Raw genomic sequence first — 16,377 nt, forward strand, 5'->3', positions numbered from 1 at the left:
GGCTTCCGTCGTTGCCCCGGCCCCCCGTCCCCACAGGTAACCGGCGCATCCGGGGCCGCGCTCCGCTCAGACGCGGGCCCCGGAGGCTCCATGGGTCAGACGCGGGTCAGCTCGCGCTCACCCTCGGCGTCGCCGCCGCGTCCGTCACCGCCGAGTCCGCCGGCGCCGCCCTCGGACGTCTCGCCGAGCTGCTTGCGCAGCCCCTCGCCCTCCACGTCCACGTTCGGCAGGATCCGGTCCAGCCAGCGCGGCAGCCACCAGGCACGCTTGCCGAGCAGGGCGAGGACCGCGGGCACGATCGCCATGCGGACCACGAACGCGTCGAAGAAGACGGCGATGGCGAGCGAGAAGCCGATCATCTTGACCATCTGCTCGCTGGAGCCGATGAAGCCGGCGAAGACCGCCATCATGATCACGGCCGCGGCCGTGACGACCCGGGCGCCGTGCCGGAAGCCGGTGACGATCGCCTGGCCGGGCTTCTCCCCGTGGACGTACGCCTCCCTCATCCGGGTCACGAGGAAGACCTCGTAGTCCATGGCCAGACCGAAGACCACGCCCACCATGAAGATCGGCATCATGGACATGATCGGGCCGGTCTGTTCCACGCCGAAGAGCGAGCCGAGCCAGCCCCACTGGAAGACCGCGACGACCGCGCCCAGGGCCGCGACGACCGAGAGCAGGAAGCCGAGGGCCGCCTTCAGGGGCACCAGCACCGACCGGAAGACCAGCATCAGCAGCAGGAAGGCGAGGCCGACGACGAGCGCCAGGTACGGCAGCAGCGCGTCGTTCATCTTCTGTGAGAAGTCGATGTTCATCGCGGTGGAGCCCGTGACCAGAACCTCGGCGCCCGTGCCGGACTTGATGTCCTTGCCCGTGTCACGGATCGCGTGGACGACGTTCTCGGTCTCGGTGGAGCTCGGCCGGTCCTTCGGGACGACGGTGATCATCGCGGTGTCGCCGGCCTTGTTGAACTGGGCCGGGGAGACGGCGACGACGCCCGGGATGCCGGAGATCTCGTCGGAGACCTGCTTGGCCGCGGTCTTGCCGTCGGAGCTGTTCGCGGTGTCGACGACGACCATCAGCGGCCCGTTGAAGCCGGGGCCGAAGCCGTCGGAGAGCAGGTCGTAGGCGCGCCGCTGAGTGGTGCTGGTGGGCTGGGAGCCGTCGTCCGGCAGGCCCATCTCCAGGGAGGCGGCCGGTACGGCGATGACACCGAGGCCGATGACACCGGCCAGCAGCACCCAGACCGGCTTGCGCAGCACGAACCGCGCCCAGCGGGTGCCCATGTTCGGCTTCGGCTCGGGCCGGCTCTCCGCCCCGGACCCGCTCTCCGCCCCGGCGGCCTTGCGCGCCTTGCGTCCCATGACCCGCTTGCCCGCGAAGCCCATCATGGCCGGGACCAGGGTGAGCGCGATGAGGACGGCGATCGCGACCGTGCCGGCCGCGGCGAAGCCCATCTTCGACAGCATCGGGATGTTCACGACGGCGAGGCCGACCAGCGCGATCACGACGGTGAGACCGGCGAAGACGACCGCGGAACCGGCCGTGCCGACGGCCCGTCCGGCCGCCTCCTCGCGCTCCCGGCCCTCGGCCAGCTCGGCACGGTAGCGGGAGACGATGAACAGCGCGTAGTCGATGCCGACCGCGAGGCCGATCATCATCGCGAGGGTGGAGGTGGTGGAGCCCAGGTCGAGCACGTTCGCCAGGGCCGTGATCGTCGAGACTCCGATGCCGACCCCGATCAGAGCGGTGAGCAGCGGCAGTCCGGCGGCGATCAGCGAGCCGAACGTGATGACGAGCACCACCGCGGCGATCGCGACGCCGATGATCTCGGTGGCCCCGGTCTCCGGCATCACCTGGAGCGCGTCACCGCCGATCTCCACGGTCATCCCGCTCTTCTGCGCCGCGTGGCCAGCGTCCTCCAGAGCGGTGCGGGTCGCGTCGGTCAGCTCCATCGAGTTGACCTTGTAGGACACGGAGACGTACGCCGTGGAGCCGTTCTTGCTGACGGCGCCCGCGGTGTACGGGTCGGTGACGGAGGCGACCTGGTCCGAGCCGGACTTCAGCGCGTCGGCGAGCCTGTTCACCTCGGCCTTGTTCGCCGGGTCCGTCATCTTCTGGTCGTCGGGGGCCTTGAAGACGACCCGCGCGGTCGCGCCGTCGGCGCTGGCGTCGGGGAAGCGCTGTTCCAGCAGGTCGAAGGCCCGCTGAGCCTCCGTACCCGGGATCGAGAAGGAACTGGAGGTGGCGGTGGACGCGGAAGCCGCGCCGAATCCGGCGAGTGCCAGCAGTGCCACCCAGATCAGGGCGACATAGCGGCGGCGCCGGAAGGCGAGCCGTCCGAGCTTGTAGAGGAATGTGGCCACGGAGTCGTACTCCCGGTCAGGTCGTGTGAGTGGAAATGGGCGTGAGGAACCAGCCCGACGACGAGAGCGGCGTGTCAGGTGGGGCTTGGGGAGAGGGCCGTACGAAGGGGACGGGTCGCGCTGAACGGACCTGTCGCGCGAAGGGGTCAGACTCCGAGAGCGGGGAGAATCACGGAGTCGACGTAATCGGTGAGGAACGCCTGGTCGACGACGCGGTCCTCGACCAGCTGCCGGGCGGTGAAGGCACCGACCAGCATGTGCGGTACGTATTTCAGCGCCGGATTGTCCGGACGCAGTTCACCCCGGTCCACGGCTCGGCGCAGCAGCGTGTCGAGGCCGGTCATCTCCGGCTCGACCAGCAGCTCGCGCAGGGCCTGGAGCAGATCGGGATTGTCGTGGACGGCATGGCTCAGGCCCCGCATCAGCGCGGAGTTCTTCTCCATCTGGCAGTCGTCGCTGCGGCTCAGTGCGGCGTGGAAGTCGCCGCGCAGAGAGCCGGTGTCGATCTCCGCGAGGGACACCGGCTTGTCGTGCCGCAGGGCCGTGACGACCAGCTCGGGCTTGCTCCCCCACTGGCGGTAGAGGGTGGCCTTGCTGGAACGGGTACGGGCGGCGACGGCGTCCATGGTCAGGGCGTCGTAGCCGACTTCGCGGAGCAGGTCGAGCACGGCAGCGTACAGCTCGCTCTCGCGCTCGGGCGTGAGCCGGGTGCGCGCCATGGGTCGACCTCCCGTTCCCGTTTCTCGTTCTCGTACATCAGTCGATGGAACGAAACTGTTTCGTACACATCGACGGTACCCCGCCCGTCCAGCGAAACGAAATCGTTTCGCTTGTGTTCCGCACCACAAGTTGCCGGGGCCCCCGCGCGCGGAAAGCATTGAAGAGTGAGTGACGACGTCGCGTATCTCCGATTCCCGCACCTCCACGACGATCTGCTCTGCTTCGCCGCCGAGGACGACCTCTGGGTCGCCCCCCTCGCGCCGGAGGGGCAGCGGCCGGGCCGCGCGTGGCGGCTGACCGTCGACCGGACCAGAGTCAGCCACCCGCGCTTCTCCCCCGACGGGAGCCGTATCGCCTACACGACCTGGCGCAGCCTCGACCCCGAGATCCATCTCGCACCGGTCGAGGGGGGCCCGGCGAGGCGGCTCACCTACTGGGGGTCCACGGACGCCCGCGTCTGCGGCTGGACGCCCGATCCCGGGGACGCCGCCCAGATCCTCGCCGTGTCCTCGCACAACCAGCCGTTCTCACACACCTCCTGGGCCTACACCCTCCCCACGGACGGCAGCCCCGGCGGCAAGCTGCCCTGGGGGCCGGTCTCCGACATCGCGGTCGCCGACATCGACGGCGAGCGCCGCACCCTGCTGCTCACCGGCAAGCCGCCGCACGAACCGGCCTCCTGGAAGCGGTACCGGGGCGGGGCGATGGGACGGCTGTGGCTGCACGGCAAGCGGCTGCTCCCGGACATCGGCGGGCACCTCGACTCGCCCATGTTCGTCGGCGACCGGATCGCGTTCCTCTCCGACCACGAAGGCGTCGGCAATCTGTACTCCTGCCGGCCCGACGGCACGGATCTGCGCCGCCACACGGACCACGACGCCTTCTACGCCCGGCATGCCTCCAGCGACGGCCGCCGGGTCGTCTACCAGTGCGCGGGCGACGTGTGGCTGGTGGACGACCTGGCGTCGCCGGACGCGGCGCCGCGGAAACTGGAGGTACGGCTCGGCGGGCCGCGCGTCGGACGGCGTACGCACCAGGTGCCGGCCGCCAGCAACATCGACGCGCTGTCCGTGGACGAGACGGGCCGGGCCAGCGCCGTGTCCGTACGCGGCAGCCTGTACTGGCTCACGCACCGCGACGGCCCCGCCCGGACGATCGCCGACAACCCGGGGGTCCGGGTCCGGCTGCCCGAGATGCTCGGCAGCGGCGGCCAGGTCGCCTACGTCACGGACGCCGACGGCGAGGACGCGATCGAGATCGCCTACCTGCCGCGCGCCAGCGGCGACCGTGCGCCGCGCCGGCTGGCCTCCGGACAGATCGGCCGGGTCCACGAACTGGTCTCCGACCCGGACGGCGAACGCCTGGCGATCGCGACGAACGACGGGCGGCTGCTGCTCCTGGACACGGACGAGGAGACGTCCACGGGGGAGCCGGTGGAACTGATCCGCTCCATCAACGGCCCGGTCCGCGACATGGCGTTCTCGCCGGACGGCGCCTGGCTGACCTGGGCGCACCCCGGGATCGGTCGTTCGCTGCGCCAGATCAAACTGGCCCGCATCCTCGGGACGGGGTCGCCGGTGATCGTCGACGTCACCAACGGCCGCTTCGAGGACGAGAATCCGGTCTTCACCGGCGACGGACGCTACCTCGCCTTCCTTTCCTGGCGCGGTTTCGACCCGGTGTACGACGTCCACACCGGGGACCTCTCCTTCCCGCTGGGCTGCCGCCCGTACCTGGTGCCGCTCTCCTCGGCGACGCCCTCCCCGTTCGCCCTGTCGCCGGAGGGACGCCCGGCGGCGGGCGGTCTCGACCCGGCCGACGACGTACCCGAGGCGGGTACGGGAGAGGGACCGTCGACGGTCACGGTCGAGTTCGAAGGGCTGGAGAACCGGGTGACGCCGTTCCCGGTCTCGGCATCGAAGTACTCGGCCCTTCATCCGGTGAGCGGCGGCGGGCTCGTCTGGCTGCGCTGGCCGATCTCCGGCGCGCTCGGTGAAACGTTCGCGAACCCGGCGGACATGTCGGGCCGCCCCACCCTCGAACACTTCAACATCTCCAAGGCCAGGAAGACCGAACTCGTCGGCCACCTCGACTGGTTCGCGGTCAGCGGCGACGCGACGCGGCTGGTCGTCATGGACGAGGGCGAGCTGCGCGCCGTCCCCGCCACCGAGATCGGCGACAGCGACTCGACGGTCTACCTCGACCTGCGCCGCATCCTGCACGAGGTCGACCCGGCGGCGGAGTGGCGCCAGGCCTACGCGGAGGGCGGCCGCATCATCCGCTCGTACTTCTGGGACCCGGACATGTGCGGCATCGACTGGGACGGCGTGCTCGACCAGTACCGCCCGCTGGTCGAACGGGTCGCCTCCCCCGACGAGTTCGCCGATCTGATGCGTGAGGTCCTGGGCGAACTGGGCACCTCGCACGCGTACGTCGCACCGGCCCGCCGCAACGAGGGACCGCCGCACTACCAGCGGGCGATCGGGCTGCTCGGCGCGAACCTGGTGTGCCGGGACGGGGACTGGACGATCCGGCGCATCCTGCCCGGTGACTCCTCCGACTCCAAGGCCCGTTCCCCGCTGGCCGGTACGGGCATCCGGGAGGGCGCGGTCCTCACCCATGTCGACGGCCGCCCCGTCGACCCGGTGGCGGGCCCGTACCCCCTTCTCTCCGCGGCGGGCGGCACCACCGTGGAACTCACCTTCCGCCCACCCGAAGGGGAGGGCCCCTCCCGCCGCGTCGCGATCATCCCCCTGGTCGACGAACGCCCCCTGCGCTACCAGGACTGGGTGGCCAAACGCCGGGAGGTCGTGAGGGAGTTGAGCGGCGGCAAGTGCGGGTACCTGCACATCCCCGACATGGGCGGCTCCGGCTGGGCACAGTTCAACCGCGACCTGCGCATGGAGGTCTCCCGCCCGGCGCTGATCGTCGACGTACGCGGCAACGCGGGCGGCCACATCAGCGAGTTGGTGGTCGAGAAGCTCACCCGCACGATCCTCGGCTGGGACCTGACCCGCAACGCCCAGCCGGTCAGTTACGCCTCCAACGCGCCCCGGGGCCCGGTGGTCGCCCTGGCCGACGAGGCGACGTCCTCCGACGGTGACATGATCACCGCCGTGTTCCGGCTGCTGAAGCTGGGCCCGGTGGTGGGCCAGCGGACGTGGGGCGGCGTGGTCGGCATGACCGGCCGGCACCGGCTGGGCGACGGCACGGTGATCACGGTGCCGATGAACGCGGCCTGGTTCGACACGTACGGCTGGTCGGTCGAGAACTACGGCGTCGAACCGGACCTGGAGGCCCTGCGCACCCCGCTCGACTGGGCCGAGGGCCGGTACGCGGTACTCGACGACGCGGTGCGGGTGGCCCTGGACCTGCTGGCCGCGCACCCGGCGGCGACCCCGCCGACGTACGACGCGGTCCCGGACCGACGGCGTCCGCCCCTGCCGCCGCGGTACCCCGCAGCGCGATCCTGAGCCGGGTGGGCAGCGACCTCACCGACGCCGAGGTCGATGCCTGTCTCCGGGGCCTCTCCCGCCTCCTCGGTATCATGGGCGGCGACGAGATCGACCGAGCCGGGTCTCGCGCCTGCATAAGCTGGATGATGCAGCGACCGCGGAAAGCGGGCCGATGCCCCGGAGGAGGAGTGGCGCGCCACCCTCACGGGGATACGCGAGGAGCTGATTCCGCGAGGCCGGGGCGCAGACAGGCGACAATCGTCTGCGCGTTCTTCCCCACCCGTACCATCCCGGCCCGACTCATCGCCCGGATGTGGCCTCTCTCGGCAGGAGCAACGAGTGCACCAGCTCACGTACGACGACATCAAAGCCGCTACCGACCGGATCGCCGGGCACATCCGCCCGGTCACCGTCGCCCCCGTTGCCCCGGGAACGATCCGCACGGCTCACCGCGGTCTCCTCGACGACGGGCCCGAGAAGCCCTACGAGGTCTGGTTCGCGCTGGAGTTCATGCAGTACACCGGCTCCTTCAAGGCGCGCGGCGCGCAGAACTTCATCCAGGCCCACCGCGAGGCAGGCACCCTGCCGAGCGCGGGGGTGACCATCGCCTCCGGCGGCAATGCCGGGCTGGCCTGCGCGTGGGCCGCCCAGCAGCAGGGCGTGCCGGCCACGGTGTTCGTGCCGACCGCCGCCCCGGCGGTGAAGGTGGCCAAGCTCCGCGGCTTCGGGGCGGACGTGCGGGTGGTCGGCGCGGAGTACGCCGAAGCCCTCGAAGCGTGCGAGGAGTTCGCCGCCGCGTCCGGTGCCCTCGCCGCACACGCCTACGACCACGCGCTGATCGCCGCCGGGGCCGGCACCCTGCTGGAGGAGATCCACGCCCGAATCCCCGGCCTGGACACCGTGGTGGTCTCGGTCGGCGGCGGCGGCCTGTTCGCCGGCGTCGCCACCGCCGCCCGGCACCACGGAATCCGCACGGTCGCCGTCGAGCCGGAGAACTGCCGGGCGCTGAACGCCGCCATCGAGGCCGGTCGCCCGGTCGACGTCCCCGTCGACTCGATCGCCATCGACGCCCTCGGCGCCCGACGCGCCACCGCCTTGGCCCTGCACGCCGCCCGCCGGGACGACGTCCGCTCCGTCCTGGTACCGGACGACGAAATCGTCCGCGCCCGCCAGGAGTTGTGGGACGACCGCCGCGTCGCCGTCGAGCACGCTGCCGCCACCGCACTGGCCGCGCTCACCGCTGCGGACCTTCCGAACGGGCCGACGGCGCCGTGTCACGGATACCGGCCGCGCGAGGGCGAGCGAGTCGCCGTGGTGCTGTGCGGGGCGAACACCGACCCGAGCGATCTGGTGCACCCGGCCGAGAACTGAGATCCGGTGGCCGGCCGGGACTTGCCGCCCTGGCCGGCGGCCCCGCCGAAAGCCCCGGTCCACGCCACGCGAAAGGGGCGCACCCGGAGACCCGGGCACGCCCCTCACAGGCAACGCGCAGTGTCGCGAATCGCGTCAGCGGTCGAAGCGCTCGCGGGTGTCGTCCGCAGCGCCCTGGGCCCTGTCACGGCCCTGCTGCGACGTCTTCGAGGCTCGCTGCGACGCGCCCTGCGCCCGCTCCCGGCCCTCGCCGCGGGCCTCGCGGCCCGTGCCCTTGCCCTCGTTCGTCTTCTTCTTCGCCTGGTCGGCGAGCTCCTGCGCCTTGTCCTTGAACTGGTCTGCGATACCCATGCTGTTACTCCTAGTTGGTGCGTGGGGACGGCCCGTAAGGGCCTCGACCAGAGTTACACGCCCCGGCATTCATCGCATTTCGATCACTTACGCTGCGTACGCACCGCCCGCGCGTCCCGGTCCGCCGCGCCTCCCGCGCCCATGAGCCCCTTGCTCACGCCCTCCAGCCGGGGACCGAACCGTCGCATCTCCCGCTGCCCGACAACCCCGATCACCGCGGGGAGGTAGCCCCGTACGGACTGCATCCCGCGCAGCCACCACTGCGCGTACACATGCGCGGAGCGCCGTTCGATACCGGCCACGATCCGGTCGACCGCCGGGCCCAGCGGGTACGTACGATTCGACGGCCAGGGCAGCCGCTGCCGCAGTTCCCGCATGACGTCGTCCTGGTCGGCGCCCCGCACCATGTCGGTGTCGGTCCAGGACAGATAGCCGACCCCGACCTTCACCCCGCGGTAGCCGACCTCGGCCCGCAGGCTGTGCGCGAACGCCTCGACCCCCGACTTGGACGCGCAGTACGCGGTCATCATCGGCGCGGGCGTTATCGCGGCGAGCGAGGCGATCTGGAGGAAGTAGCCCCGGCTCTCCATGAGGACCGGCAGGAACGCCCGGCCCGTCACCGCACCGCCGATCAGATTGACCTCGATGACCCGCCGCCACGCGTCCGGGTCCGAGTCGATGAACGGGCCGCCCGACGCGACTCCGGCGTTGGCGACGACGACGTCGACCTTCCCGAACCGCTCCTTGACCTCCTCGGCGACGCGGGCCATCGCCTCGTGGTCGGTGACGTCCGCGAACCAGTGGTCGCTCTCGGAATGCAGCCGCTCGGACACCTTCTTCAGCTCGTCCGGCTCCAGGCCGACCAGCGCGAGCTTCGCGCCGCGCGCCGAGAGCTTGCGGGCCAGCAGTTCACCCACGCCACGCGCCGCGCCCGTGACGACGACGACCTGTCCTTCGAGACTCCGCCGGTCGCTCATGCGACATCCTCCTTCTCGGCCGTACCGTCCACACCGTCCGTACCGTCCGCACCGATCGGGAGGACGTACGCGGTGACGAGCTCCCGGATCTTCGCGGTGACCGCCTCGGGCGCCTCCACCGGTGTCATGTGCCCCGTGCCCGCCAGTTCGGTGAGGCCCAGGCAGTCGGGGAGCGCCGAAGCGATGGCGCGGGCGTGCACGGGTGGCGTCAGCCGGTCCTCCGTACCCGCGATCACCGCCGTGGGCACCCGCAACTCCCTTACCCCGGCGTCCAGATCGAGGTCCGCGAGGACGTGTCCCCAGGCGACCCTGGCCACCCGCGGACACGCGTGCACGATCCGGGCGCAGGTCTCGACCCGTTCCGGGGCCGAACCCGCTCCCATCGTGCCGTACTTGAGTATCCGCCTGGAGACCGGCGTGACCGGCCCCAGCGGGGCGCGTGCCCCGAGAATCGCGCGGGTCATCCGGGTCCGGACGGCCCCGGCCCGCAACGGCACCACCAGCGACTCGGCGATCAGCCGCGAACTGCCGGTACTGCACAGCAGTACGGCCGCCGCGTGCGCCCGCAGTCCGGCCCGCCGCGCGGCCGCCATCATCGTCATGCCGCCCATGGAGTGCCCCGCGAGCACGGCCTTCTCGCCCGGCGCGAGGGTGGCGGCCAGCACCGCTTCGAGGTCGTCGGCGAGGGCGTTCGTGCTGTAGCCCTCGCGGCCGACAGCGGGCGAACGGCCGTGGCCCCGCTGGTCGTAGGCGACGACCCGGTGGTCCACCGCCAGGTCCCGGATCTGCGCGGCCCAGAAGTGGGTGTTGCAGGTCCAGCCGTGTGCGAGGACCACCGCGGGGGCGCCGTCCGGCCCGTACACCTCGACGTGGATCCGGGCGCCGTCGGCGGAGAGCGCGGTCAGTTCGCGCGCGGGGACCGGCGGGGCGTCGTCCCGCCGCACCAGCCGGCTCATCCCACGACCTCCTCGGCGACGGGCCGCCCGGCGGCAGCGGCCCGCTTCGGTATCCGCACGATCTCGTACTCCGCGAGGTCGACCGACCGCGTCGCCTTGCGGAATTCGGCGGTGGTGCCCGGCCACACCGTGGTGTTGCGGCCGTTGGCGTCCAAGTACCAGCTGGTGCAGCCGCCGGTGTTCCACACGGTGCGCTTCATCCGGTCCTGGACGCGACGGTTCCACGCGCCGACCGCCGAGGGCCGCGCGTCGAGTGCGACCCGGCCGCCCAGCACGTTCAACTGGCGCAGGTAATCAGCCATGTAGTTCAGCTGGGACTCGATCACCAGGATCATCGAGGAGTTCCCGAGCCCCGTGTTGGGGCCGATGATCGTCATCCAGTTGGGGAAGCCGGCCGCGCTCGCGCCGCGCAGCGCCTGCATGCCGCCCTTCCACGACTCGGCGAGCGTGCTGCCTTCCACGCCCACCACCCGGTCGGCGATCGGCATGTCGGTCACGTGGAAGCCGGTGCCGAAGATGATCGCGTCGACCTCGGTCTCCGTACCGTCGGAGGCGACGACCGTGGAGCCGCGCACCTCGGCGAGACCGGAAGCGACCACGTCCACGTTGGGCTGCGCGAGCGCCGGATAGTAGGCGCTGGAGAGCAGGATGCGCTTGCAGCCGATGCGGTACGAGGGGGTCAGCTTGGCCCGCAGCGCCGGGTCCTTGATGGACCGGGCCATGTTGGACTTGGCTATCTTCTCGACCAGGCCCAGCTCGTTCGGGCGCTTGGTGAAGGCGCTGACCTGCAACTCCCGTATGCCCCACAGCAGTCCGCGGCGTGCTGTGCCGGTGACGGGAAGCGTGCGATGCAGCCAGCGCTCGGCGCCGCTGATCCTGCGGTCCATGCGGGGCATGACCCAGGGCGGGGTGCGCTGGAAGAGCGTCAGGCTGGCGGCCTTCGGCTGGATCGAGGGCACGATCTGGATGGCGGAGGCGCCGGTGCCGATCACCGCGACGCGCTTGCCGGTCAGGTCGTAGTCGTGGTCCCAGCGGGCCGAGTGGAAGACCTTGCCGGGGAAGCCGTCGAGCCCTGGGATGTCCGGCGTCTTCGGGTCGGAGAGCGGCCCGGTCGCGGAGACGACGACATCGGCCGTGAACGTGGCCCCGTTGCCGGTCCCGATGACCCAGTGGAGCTCGTCGCGGTCCCAGCTCATCTTCATGACTTCATGGCCCAGCCTGATGTGCGGGCGCAGCCCGAAGGTGTCCGCGACATGCTCCAGATAGGCGCGGATGTGTTCCTGCCCGGAGAAGGTGCGGGGCCACTCGGGGTTGGGCGCGAACGAGAACGAGTAGAGGTGGGACGGTACGTCGCAGGCGCAGCCCGGATAGCTGTTGTCGCGCCACGTGCCGCCGACGGAACCGGCCCGTTCCAGGACGACGAAGTCCGTGATGCCTTCGCGGCGCAGCCGGACCGCGGCCCCGAGGCCCCCGAATCCGGATCCGATCACCGCCACTCGTACGTGCTCGTGCTGGGCCATGCTGCCGCCTCCCGCGGTACGTCACACGACTCCGCCAGCAATCACTGGCATTGTTGGGAGAGTAGAGGACCTCCGTACCGATGGGTAGGGGTCCGGCAAGGGAAAGTTACCGGCGGTACAACATAGGGTGCGGATGTGGCTGAGGGACGCGAGCACCGCGAATACCGGATGGAGGAGCTGGCCAAGGAGGCCGGCATCCCCGTACGGACCGTGCGCTTCTACCGGGAGCGCGGCCTGATCTCGCCGCCCCGCCGCGAGGGGCGCATCGCCTGGTACGACGACCACCACCTGGCCCGGCTGCGTACCATCGCCGGCCTCCTGGAGCGGGGTCACACCCTGACCGGCATCGCCGATCTCGCCCGCACCTTCGAGAGCGGCCGCGATGTCGCCGAGGTACTGGGCCTGGGCGAACCGAGCGAGGAGACACCGGTCCGCCTCACCCCCGAACAGCTCGCGGACTACTTCGAGGGCGAGGTCACCCCGGAGAATCTGGCCGCCGCCCTCGACCTTGGCTATCTGGCCACCGACGGCGACGAGATCGTCCACATCAGCCGTCGTCTGCTGGAGGTCTCGGCGCAGCTGGTACGGGAAGGGGTGCCGCTCGCCACGGTGCTCTCGGCCGGCCGCCGGGTCCGCGAACACGCGGACGCGCTCGCCGAACTCTTCGTGAGTGTCCTCGAAGCCCACAGCGACGAGAATGCCCGCGGCGACGCGCCCGAACCGCCCCAACTTCGCCCATTGGCCCGCGCGGTGGTGGATGCCGAGCTCTCCATGGCGCTGGACCGGCGCATGCGCCGCGAGGACAACGCACGCCCGCCGCGCAAGCCGGCTCCCTGACGCGGCGGGCCGGAACCGCGTACGCCCGACGACCGACACGGCGAAGACCTACAGGCCGACGACCTACAGGCCGACGACCGGCAGGCCGACGACCGGCACGGCGAAGAACCACAGGGCGGAGACCTACAGGTCGAAGACCACCGTCACCGGTGCGTGGTCGCTCCACCGCTCGCCGTGCGTGGCGGCCCGCTCGACCCAGCCCTTCACCGCGCGGGCGGCCAGCCCCGGCGTCGCGACCTGGTAGTCGATCCGCCAGCCCGTGTCGTTGTCGAAGGCCCGCCCACGGTAGGACCACCACGAGTACGGCCCCTCCTCCTCAGGGTGCAGCGCCCGTACGACATCGACGTACTCGGCCTCGCCGAAGACCCGGGTCAGCCACTCCCGCTCCTCGGGGAGGAAGCCGGAGTTCTTCTTGTTGCCCTTCCAGTTCTTCAGGTCGGCCTCCTGATGGGCGATGTTCCAGTCGCCGCAGACCACGACCTCACGGCCGTCGGCCGCGGCCCGCCCCCTGAGGCCCTTCAGGTACGGGAGGAACGCGGCCATGAACCGCTCCTTCTCCTCCTGCTTCTCCGTGCCGACCTCGCCGGAGGGCAGATACAGACTGGCGACCGTGACGCCGGGCAGGTCGACCTCGACATAGCGGCCACTCGCGTCGAACTCCTCGCTCCCGGCGGCCCCGAAGCCACCGAACCCGATCTGCACGCGCTCGGGCGCACGCCGGGTGTAGAGCGAGACGCCCGCCCGCCCCTTGGCAGCGGCCGGTGCGTGCACGGTGTGCCAGCCCTCGGGGTCACGCACCTCGTCGGGCAGTTGCTGCGGCTCGGCCCGCACCTCCTGCAGGCAGATCACATCGGCTTCGGTCCGGGCCAGCCACTCGACGAAGCCCTTTTTGGCGGCGGCGCGGAGCCCATTTACATTGACGGTGGTCACTGTGTACAAAACATGCTCCTACTACCGCGGTCAGTTCATATCCGGCTAATCAGCTCCTGGACCAGGCGCCGGGTGCACCACCCATTCACGGTCGTCACAGTGAGCATTCCGGCACGATACCGACACAGGGATCCGCATACCTGTACGATGTTCCGCATGAATATCCATCCGCGCGCCTTCGACCACCCCGACGCCGTCAAACTCAACGACCAGGTGCAGCTCGAATACGCCGCGCGGTACGACGACGAGGGCGATGTCACACCGCTCGACGCCTCGATGTTCGAGCCGCCGAACGGTCTGTACCTCCTCGCCTACGATGCGCAGGGCCGCCCCGTCGCCACCGGAGGCTGGCGTTCCCAGGAGCGGAACGAGGAGGGCTACTCCGACGGCGACGCCGAGATCAAGCGGATGTTCGTGATACCCGAGGGTCGTGGCAACGGGCTTGCGCGCCGCATCCTGGCCGCCCTGGAGGCCGACGCCCGGGCGGCGGGCCGTAGCCGGATGGTGCTGGAGACCGGGGACAAGCAGCCCGAGGCCATCGCGCTGTACACGTCCAGCGGATACACCCCGTGCGAGAAGTTCGGCCACTACCGCACATACGAGAGCAGCCTCTGCTTCGCGAAGCCGCTGCGGTAGCGACCCCGCGCTCCCCGGGCGTTGGACCTCGGGCCCCGGCCGCGACCGCTCTCCCGGTCAGCGCACCCGCGCGACGCCCACGTAGAAGCCACTGCGCTCCTGCTCCGGCGCAGGCTCCTCCTGGTACCACTCCGGGGCGTACACCAGCCCGGGCTCGACGAGATCCAGGCCGTCGAAGAAGGGCTCGACCTCGCTCCGGGTACGCATCCGCAGCGGGATGGCGCCCTTCTTGTACGCGGTCTCGGTCTCCTGCCTCAGCTCGGGATGCTGGTCGGCCGTGCCGTGCGAGAGGACCAGGAAGCTGCCGGCGGGCAGGGCGTCGACCAGGGTGCGAGTGATGCCGTACGGGTCCTGGTCGTCGGGCAGGAAGTGCATGAGCGCGATCAGGGACAGCGCGACGGGCCTGCTGAAATCCAGCAGCTCACGGGCTCGTTCGAGGATCGCCCGCGGGTCCCGCACATCCGCGTGGAGGTAGTCCGTGGCGCCTCCCGGGCTGCTGACCAGCAGCGCTTCCGCGTGACGCAGGACGATCGGGTCGTTGTCCGCGTAGACGATCCGGGCGGTCGGCGTGATGGCCTGGACGACCTGATGCAGATTGGGCTCCGTGGGGATACCGGTGCCGATGTCGAGGAACTGGTCGATCCCGCCGCGCGCCAGCCACGCCGAGGCCCGGTGCATGAACGCCCGGTTCCGCGCCGCGTTGCCCCGCGCCTCCGCGGGCAGCGTCTCCCCCACCCGCTGGTCCACCGGATAGTTGTCCTTGCCGCCCAGGAGCCAGTCGTAGACGCGCGCGGGGTGAGGCTTGCTGGTGTCGATCTGAGGCTGAGGCATTCCGGCCGTCACAGGACGCTCCTCCGTACGGGGAATTCATGAGCAGGCGAGCGCCCTGCCCGGGTGTCTCGTATTATCGGCCCGCACTGACGTCGAGTACCACCAAGGATTGTGTGAATCACGCCGATCTCCGGGCCAAGGCCCTTTCGCTCGCGGTCGGCATGGCCGCCGCCGATCACAGTCCGGATATCCAGCTGTTCCAGACTCGCCACCGGGCCGCGCTGGTAGCGAGCTGGCACATCGCGCCCTGCTCAACCGTCCTCGAACTGGGCTGCGGACAAGGCGACATGACCAGCGTCCTCGCAGAGGCGGTCGGACCCAAAGGCCGCGTGGTGGCCGTCGACGTGGCCGAGCCCTCCTACGGGGCGCCCGTCACGCTCGGGGAATCGGCCGCCCGGCTCACGGCGGGCCCCCTCGGGCCGCGCATCGACTTCCGCTTCGGCACGAACGTCCTCGACCCATCGGTCGACTTCCCCGAAGGCGCCTTTGACCACGTCGTGCTCGCACACTGCTCCTGGTACTTCGCCTCGCTCGGGCAACTGCGAGACACACTGGCCCGGGTACGGCCGTGGGCGCGGCGGCTATGGTTCGCCGAGTGGGACCTGACGCCCACCTCTGGCGACCAACTGCCGCACCTCCTCGCCGTGCTGATCCAGGGGCAGATCGAGGCCGCAGGATCGCATGGCGAGGGCAACGTCCGCACGCCCTTCTCCCGTGAGGGGCTGCTGCGGCTCCTGCCTGAGGCCGGATGGACAACCGACGGCAGCGGGTCAGCCGATACCGAAGACCTCCAGGACGGCGACTGGGAAATCGCTGCCTGCCTGGACCTGGCCGGAACGGAGGAACGCTTGGCCGCGCTGCCTGATCCGGTGCGACAGATCGTCCTGAGCCAGGCCGACGTTCTCCGGGCCATCGCCAAGCCGCGCGGCAACCGAGCGCTCGCTGCGTATTCAGTCACCGCACGCTGACACGCCCCAGCGGCTGGCCGGTCAAAGTTCAGTGAGATCGGCCTACCTTCGGTGAGACGGGAGTGCGCCACGAAGCGCCATGCAATCGAGTGGAGGTGAAAGACCTTCTCCGCCGGGCCGTCGCAGCGGTCTGGTGAAGCGGGGGGCAGCCTGATCCGGGGAACGCCGGGGAGGGTGGCAAGCGGCCCCGACAACGGCGGGACGTGCCGGGACTACCGGATGGTGCGGGCCCGTCTAGCGAGGTCAGAAGGTGTAGCGAGAGCGAACCAGTAGTTGAAGCTCCGTAAGCAGCGAGCCGGCTCAAACCTGGTGGATACGGGCCGGTATGCAGCGCGTGACCCGCTCGTCCTCGGACGGGTGGGCCAACTCCGAAGCCGGTTTCCTGTTCCGGTGGGGAGGCCACGTTGAAAGCCTGCGGCGTAGGCGTGGCGATGCTGCCGGAGTAGAGCTGGGCACCTC

Annotated in this window: 13 protein-coding genes; 5 read left to right on the forward strand and 8 right to left on the reverse strand. The window is 70.7% G+C overall.

What is annotated here, in order from left to right; genetic code table 11:
* Positions 1-95: 95 nt before the first annotated feature.
* Together ACFU8Q_RS11540 and ACFU8Q_RS11545 are read right to left on the reverse strand one after the other, a co-directional pair.
* Positions 96-2,366, reverse strand: a complete 2,271-nt coding sequence (locus ACFU8Q_RS11540; RefSeq protein WP_384451241.1) for an MMPL family transporter — start codon at positions 2,364-2,366, stop codon at positions 96-98.
* 146 nt (positions 2,367-2,512) lie between these two features.
* Positions 2,513-3,085 (reverse strand): TetR/AcrR family transcriptional regulator, encoded by a 573-nt coding sequence (locus ACFU8Q_RS11545; protein ID WP_384451244.1) that lies wholly within the window; start codon positions 3,083-3,085, stop codon positions 2,513-2,515.
* A gap of 165 nt (positions 3,086-3,250) precedes the next feature.
* Here ACFU8Q_RS11545 and ACFU8Q_RS11550 point away from each other — a divergent pair, with 165 nt between their 5' ends.
* Both ACFU8Q_RS11550 and ACFU8Q_RS11555 read left to right on the forward strand, forming a co-directional pair.
* Entirely contained in the window at positions 3,251-6,559 is a 3,309-nt protein-coding gene (locus ACFU8Q_RS11550; RefSeq protein ID WP_384451246.1) for a S41 family peptidase, read from the forward strand.
* 321 nt (positions 6,560-6,880) lie between these two features.
* On the forward strand, positions 6,881-7,912 hold the full coding sequence (locus ACFU8Q_RS11555; RefSeq protein ID WP_384451249.1) for a serine/threonine dehydratase: 1,032 nt from the start codon (positions 6,881-6,883) through the stop codon (positions 7,910-7,912).
* 135 nt (positions 7,913-8,047) lie between these two features.
* Here ACFU8Q_RS11555 and ACFU8Q_RS11560 read toward each other — a convergent pair whose 3' ends face one another.
* The 4 genes from ACFU8Q_RS11560 to ACFU8Q_RS11575 all read right to left on the reverse strand — a co-directional run bounded on the left by ACFU8Q_RS11560 (position 8,048) and on the right by ACFU8Q_RS11575 (position 11,716).
* Positions 8,048-8,263, reverse strand: a complete 216-nt coding sequence (locus ACFU8Q_RS11560) for a hypothetical protein (RefSeq protein ID WP_384451251.1) — start codon at positions 8,261-8,263, stop codon at positions 8,048-8,050.
* 83 nt (positions 8,264-8,346) lie between these two features.
* Entirely contained in the window at positions 8,347-9,240 is an 894-nt protein-coding gene (locus ACFU8Q_RS11565; protein WP_384451253.1) for an SDR family oxidoreductase, read from the reverse strand.
* The gene (locus ACFU8Q_RS11570) at positions 9,237-10,196 is read right to left on the reverse strand and encodes an alpha/beta fold hydrolase (protein ID WP_384451256.1); all 960 of its coding nucleotides are present in this window, start codon (positions 10,194-10,196) and stop codon (positions 9,237-9,239) included. The genes ACFU8Q_RS11565 and ACFU8Q_RS11570 overlap by 4 nt, the downstream gene beginning before the upstream one ends.
* Positions 10,193-11,716, reverse strand: coding sequence for a flavin-containing monooxygenase (locus ACFU8Q_RS11575; RefSeq protein ID WP_384451259.1), 1,524 nt, complete (start codon positions 11,714-11,716; stop codon positions 10,193-10,195). Before ACFU8Q_RS11575 ends, ACFU8Q_RS11570 begins: the two co-directional genes overlap by 4 nt.
* Positions 11,717-11,884: 168 nt before the next feature.
* On the opposite strand from ACFU8Q_RS11575, the gene ACFU8Q_RS11580 reads away from it, so the two are divergent.
* A complete protein-coding gene (locus ACFU8Q_RS11580; protein ID WP_384451314.1) occupies positions 11,885-12,553 on the forward strand; it encodes a MerR family transcriptional regulator in 669 nt (222 codons plus the stop codon).
* Positions 12,554-12,676: 123 nt separating this feature from the next.
* Here ACFU8Q_RS11580 and ACFU8Q_RS11585 read toward each other — a convergent pair whose 3' ends face one another.
* Positions 12,677-13,492: an exodeoxyribonuclease III gene (locus ACFU8Q_RS11585; protein WP_384451262.1), complete on the reverse strand. Its 816-nt coding sequence runs from the start codon at positions 13,490-13,492 to the stop codon at positions 12,677-12,679.
* A gap of 147 nt (positions 13,493-13,639) precedes the next feature.
* Here ACFU8Q_RS11585 and ACFU8Q_RS11590 point away from each other — a divergent pair, with 147 nt between their 5' ends.
* Complete coding sequence (locus ACFU8Q_RS11590) at positions 13,640-14,119, forward strand: GNAT family N-acetyltransferase (protein ID WP_384451265.1); 480 nt, start codon at positions 13,640-13,642, stop codon at positions 14,117-14,119.
* Positions 14,120-14,176: 57 nt separating this feature from the next.
* Here the strand turns inward: ACFU8Q_RS11590 and ACFU8Q_RS11595 are convergent, their stop codons facing one another.
* Positions 14,177-14,962, reverse strand: coding sequence for an SAM-dependent methyltransferase (locus ACFU8Q_RS11595; RefSeq protein ID WP_384451267.1), 786 nt, complete (start codon positions 14,960-14,962; stop codon positions 14,177-14,179).
* A 101-nt stretch (positions 14,963-15,063) separates the two neighbouring features.
* Here ACFU8Q_RS11595 and ACFU8Q_RS11600 point away from each other — a divergent pair, with 101 nt between their 5' ends.
* Positions 15,064-15,918, forward strand: coding sequence for a methyltransferase domain-containing protein (locus ACFU8Q_RS11600; protein WP_384451270.1), 855 nt, complete (start codon positions 15,064-15,066; stop codon positions 15,916-15,918).
* The last annotated feature ends 459 nt before the right edge of the window (positions 15,919-16,377 follow it).

It is taken from the genome of Streptomyces sp. NPDC057543 (assembly GCF_042801895.1).
Lineage (GTDB): Bacteria > Actinomycetota > Actinomycetes > Streptomycetales > Streptomycetaceae > Streptomyces.